The organism is Alphaproteobacteria bacterium, assembly GCA_030740435.1.
Taxonomy (GTDB): Bacteria; Pseudomonadota; Alphaproteobacteria; order UBA2966; family UBA2966.
In genome coordinates, this window is record JASLXG010000097.1 from 1 (window position 1) to 4,637 (window position 4,637).

5 protein-coding genes are annotated in these 4,637 nt (G+C 67.1%); all 5 read right to left on the reverse strand.

Annotation, left to right across the window (positions count from 1 at the left end; genetic code table 11):
- Positions 1–249 precede the first annotated feature (249 nt).
- Positions 250–837: a riboflavin synthase gene (locus tag QGG75_11360; protein MDP6067830.1), complete on the reverse strand. Its 588-nt coding sequence runs from the start codon at positions 835–837 to the stop codon at positions 250–252.
- A 76-nt stretch (positions 838–913) separates the two neighbouring features.
- Positions 914–2,014, reverse strand: coding sequence for a bifunctional diaminohydroxyphosphoribosylaminopyrimidine deaminase/5-amino-6-(5-phosphoribosylamino)uracil reductase RibD (gene ribD / locus QGG75_11365; protein ID MDP6067831.1), 1,101 nt, complete (start codon positions 2,012–2,014; stop codon positions 914–916).
- 19 nt (positions 2,015–2,033) lie between these two features.
- Positions 2,034–2,498 carry a transcriptional regulator NrdR gene (nrdR, locus tag QGG75_11370; GenBank protein ID MDP6067832.1) on the reverse strand — a complete coding sequence of 155 codons (465 nt, stop codon included), beginning with the start codon at positions 2,496–2,498 and terminating at the stop codon, positions 2,034–2,036.
- 30 nt (positions 2,499–2,528) lie between these two features.
- The gene (gene glyA / locus QGG75_11375) at positions 2,529–3,854 is read right to left on the reverse strand and encodes a serine hydroxymethyltransferase (GenBank protein ID MDP6067833.1); all 1,326 of its coding nucleotides are present in this window, start codon (positions 3,852–3,854) and stop codon (positions 2,529–2,531) included.
- Between the two features lie 28 nt (positions 3,855–3,882).
- On the reverse strand, positions 3,883–4,317 hold the full coding sequence (gene rpiB / locus QGG75_11380; protein ID MDP6067834.1) for a ribose 5-phosphate isomerase B: 435 nt from the start codon (positions 4,315–4,317) through the stop codon (positions 3,883–3,885).
- Between the last annotated feature and the right edge of the window lie 320 nt (positions 4,318–4,637).

The window sequence follows — 4,637 nt, forward strand, 5'->3', positions numbered from 1 at the left end:
GGGGGGGGGGGGGGGGGGGGCGCCCCGGGGGTGGGGGGGGGCCTGCGGGGTTGGGGGCCCGGGGGGCCGGGGGGGCGCCCCCCCGGGGGGGGCCCCCCCCGCCGCCCGAAGGGTCGCCCCCAAGCCGCGCGCCCGCTACGGAAAAGATCGAAGCGCGTAGGCCCACTACGCTCTTCGGTCTTTTCCTTTCGGATCGCATCACCTGGGGGCGACGCAGGCCGTGACCCGGTGAGAAATGCGGACTAGAGGTCACGGCACTTCGATCAGGCGGGCCACGTAACGTGCCAGCACATCGATCTCCAGGTTGACGCGAGCGCCCGGCTGGGCCTCGCCGAAGGTGGTCTGGCTCTGGGTGTGGGGAATGATATTGATGCCGATGCAGTCGTCTTCCACCTCGTTGACGGTAAGCGACACGCCATCCAGCGCTACCGAGCCCTTGGAAGCCACGTAGCGCTTGAATTCGGCCGGCGCCCGGAAGACGTAGCGCAGCGAATCGCCTTCCGGTTCAAGCGACACGATTTCCGCCGTGGCGTCGACGTGGCCGGTGACGATATGGCCACCCAGCTCGTCGCCCAGCCGCAAGCTGCGCTCCAGGTTGACCGCCGAGCCCACTTGCCAGTCGCCCAACGTGGTATGGGCCAAGGTCTCGGCCGAGACGTCGACGGCGAACCACCCCTCACCGCGCTCGACCACCGTCAGGCAGGCGCCCGAGCAGGCGATCGAGGCGCCGATTTCGATACCGGCGGTATCGAAGCTCGTATCGATGACGAAACGGGTGTCGCCGCGCTTCTCCACCTGGCGCACGCGGCCGATGTCGGTGATGATGCCCGTGAACATGATTTCGCTGCCCGGCCTCCTGGTCTCGCATTCCTACCCGTGGGGCCGCAGAACTAACCCGCCGCCGGCCCGCCGGTCAACTCTCGACGGCGAAGGTCTCCATTGTATCGTCACCGCAGCGACTGCTGCCAAGGCGGCGAAAGCGGGGACTTTGACCGAGATCGTCGATCCCGAAGGCCGCTGCCACCGGCAGTCCGTCGCCGCCGATCAGCGCCGGGGCCCGGAACCAGACCAGCCGGTCGACCAGCCCGGCCCGCAGCAACGCCGCCGCCACCTGGCTGCCTCCCTCGACCAGCAGCCGCGTGATGCCGCGATCGGCCAGCGCCGTCAAGGCCTGGCTCAGGTCAGGCCAGCCCGCACCATCGGCGCCAACCTCGATGATCTCGACACCGGCGGACGTGAAAGCCAGGCGCCGCTTTGCCTCGGCAGGCCCGAGCGCGATGATCCAGGTCGGCACGGTCGAGGCGGTGGCCACCAGTTTGGCCGTCAACGGCGTCCTCAGGTGGCTGTCGAGCACCAACCTGAGCGGCGAGCGCGCTGCCAGACCAGGCAAACGGCAGGTTAGTTCGGGATCGTCCGCCGCCACCGTGCCGGCCCCCACCAGGATGGCATCGTGACGCGCCCTGAGGCCGTGGGCCTGGCGCCGCGCTTGTGGTCCGGTGATCCATTGGCTGGCGCCGCTGTGCGTGGCGATGCGGCCATCCAGCGTGGTGGCGGTTTTCAGCGTGACCAGCGGCCGGCGCCGGCCGAGCCGCATGATGAAGCCGGCGTTGAGCTGGCCGGCCTGCTCGGCGCCAAGGCCCACACTCAAGTCCACGTCGGCCGATTTCAGGGCGCTGAGGCCGGCCCCATTGACGCGTGGATCGGGGTCCTCGAGCGCCACCACGGCCCGGCTCACACCGGCCGCGATCAAGGCCTCGGCGCAGGGCGGCGTCTGGCCCTGGTGGGCGCAGGGCTCCAGCGTGAGATAGGCCGTGGCGCCGCGGGCCGCCGCTCCGGCGCGGCGCAGCGCCTCGCTCTCGGCATGAGGCCGGCCGCCGGGCTGGGTCCAGCCGCGGCCCACGATGCGGTCCCCCGGATGCCCCCCCTGCCCCTCTTGCACCAGGATACAGCCCACCGCGGGATTGGGCCAAACCGCCCCCAGGCCGCGCCGGGCCAAGCCGAGCGCGGCCGCCATGTGGGCTCTGTCAGCAGCCTCAGTCGTCTTGCCCGCTCCCGCCAAGCTCGCCGACGAACTCCTCGAAGTCCTTGGCCTCGCGGAAGTTGCGGTAGACCGAGGCGAACCGGACATAGGCCACCTGGTCGAGATTGGCCAATGCCTCCATGACCATGCCGCCGACGACCTCGGACTTGACCTCGTTCTCGCCCCGGCTTTCCAGGCGCCGCACGATGCCGTTGATCATGCGGTCGATGCGGTCGGGCTCGACCGGCCGCTTGCGCGTCGACAGCAGCACCGAGCGTTCCAGCTTGTCGCGATCGAAGGGCGCACGCGATCCGTTTTTCTTGACTACCGTGAGCTCGCGCAGCTGCACCCGCTCGAAGGTCGTGAAACGCGAGGCGCAGCCCGGACAAAAGCGTCGCCGGCGAATGGCGGCCTTGTCCTCGGTGGGTCGCGAATCCTTCACCTGGGTGTCGTCGTTTCCGCAGAATGGACAGCGCATGATGCCTCCCCGAGAACAGCTTCGGTTTACTCAGTTCGTGCCTTTGGAACCCAGACCATAGATGGGAAAGCGCCGGCAAAGCGCCGCCACCGCCGCCTGGGCCTTGGTCTCTTGCTTGCTATCGCCCTCGGCCGAGGCGGCCAGGGCCTCGAGCACGTCGGCTATGATGGCGCCCACCTCGGCGAATTCGGCCGGGCCGAAACCGCGGGTGGTGGCGGCCGGCGTTCCCAGGCGCACGCCCGAGGTCACCATCGGTCCTTCGCTGTCGAAGGGCACGCCGTTCTTGTTGGTGGTCAGGCCGACGCGGCGCAAGGCCGCTTCGGCATCGCGCCCCGTGAGTCCCCGCGAGCGCAGGTCGAGCATCAACAGGTGGGTGTCGGTGCCGCCGGAGACGATATCCAAGCCACGCTTCATCAGGCTCTCCGCCAGCACCCTGGCGTTGGCCACCACGGCGGCCGAATAGGCGGCGAATTCGGGTCTCAAAGCTTCACTCAGCGCCACCGCTTTGGCCGCGATGACGTGCATCAGCGGGCCGCCCTGGAGACCTGGGAAGATGGCGGAATCGATCTTCTTGGCGATCTCGGCGTCGTCACTGAGAATCATGCCGCCGCGCGGCCCGCGCAGCGTCTTGTGGGTGGTGGTGGTGACGACCTGGGCGTGGGGAAAGGGCGAGGGGTGAACGCCGCCGGCCACCAGGCCGGCGAAATGGGCCATATCGACCATCAGGATGGCACCGACGGCATCGGCGATCTCGCGGAAGCGGGGAAAATCGAGGACGCGGGGATAGGCCGAGCCGCCGGCGATGATCAGCTTGGGCCGGTGTTCCCCAGCCAATCCCGCCAGTTCCTCGAAATCGACCCGGGCGTCTTGGCGGCGCACGCCGTACTGGATGGCGTTGAACCACTTGCCCGACTGGTTGGGCGGGGCGCCGTGGGTGAGATGGCCGCCGGCCGCCAGCGACATGCCCATGACGGTATCGCCAGGCTCGATCAGGGCCATCATGACGCCCTGGTTGGCCTGGGTTCCCGAATGGGGCTGGACGTTGACGTAGGCGCAGCCGAAGAGTTCCTTGGCCCGCTCGATGGCCAGGCTCTCGGCGACGTCCACATGGTCGCAGCCGGCATAGTAGCGCCGCCCGGGATAGCCTTCGGCGTACTTGTTGGTCATCACCGAGCCGGCCGCCTCGAGCACCGCCGGGCTGACGATGTTCTCGGAGGCGATGAGTTCGATCTCGTCCTGCTGGCGGCCGAGCTCGGCAGCGATGGCGGCTGCGATCTCGGGATCCCCGGTGGCCAGCGTGGATGCGAAAAAATCCCCCTCCCCGGCGGGCTGGGTGGCCGTCTGGCTGGATGTCATCGCTCTCCCGTACCCCCTTGCGTCCAATTCAGCTCAGTTTGGCGACCCGCCGGTCGTGGCGTCCGCCCTCGAAATTCGTGGCCAGGAACTCCCTGAGGCAATCCTTGGCCACCTCCTCGCCAATCACCCGGGCACCCATTGCCAGCACGTTGGCATCGTTGTGCTGGCGGCTCATGCGCGCCGTGAAGGCATCGTGGCAAAGTGCGGCACGTACTTGCCTGTGGCGATTGGCGGCAATGGAAATGCCGATGCCGGTACCGCACAGCGCCACCCCATAGGCAGCTTGTTGGGCCACCAGGGCCTCTGCCACGGCCTGGCCGAAATCGGCATAGTCGACCGAATCCGGACCGTCCGTGCCAAGATCCAATACGCCATAACCGAGATCTTCAAGCTGGCGCTTGAGGATCTCCTTGAGCTGATAGCCGGCGTGATCTGCTGCTATTGCGACGGTTGTGGCGGCCATAACGCACAATCTGGCTGAGGAAGGCCTCTCATACCATATGTCGCACTCCTGCACCAGTACAACACAACCTGTCGAGAAGTTTGTTGAAACTGGATCCGGCGGCAGGTTGGCTGGAGCAAAACCGGCGATCGGCGCAATAACCCTAATCAAATATTTCTTGTCCCTGTTGCCACGAATCCATTAGGGCCCGTTGACATTTAAGGGATTCCCAAGAGCGTCAAAAAGTGATTCAAGCTTTCTTTTGTCAGGAGGCTTGGATGAACACGGATCGTTTGGTCATCGGGGACGAGGTTTGGGAAAAGATTTCGCCGCACCTGCCG

Coding starts and splice junctions, on each gene's coding strand:
- QGG75_11360 (MDP6067830.1), bottom strand. CDS start 837: ATGTTCACGGGCATCATCACCGACATCGGCCGCGTGCGCCAGGTGGAG.
- ribD (MDP6067831.1), bottom strand. CDS start 2,014: ATGGCGGCCGCGCTCGGCTTGGCCCGGCGCGGCCTGGGGGCGGTTTGG.
- nrdR (MDP6067832.1), bottom strand. CDS start 2,498: ATGCGCTGTCCATTCTGCGGAAACGACGACACCCAGGTGAAGGATTCG.
- glyA (MDP6067833.1), bottom strand. CDS start 3,854: ATGACATCCAGCCAGACGGCCACCCAGCCCGCCGGGGAGGGGGATTTT.
- rpiB (MDP6067834.1), bottom strand. CDS start 4,317: ATGGCCGCCACAACCGTCGCAATAGCAGCAGATCACGCCGGCTATCAG.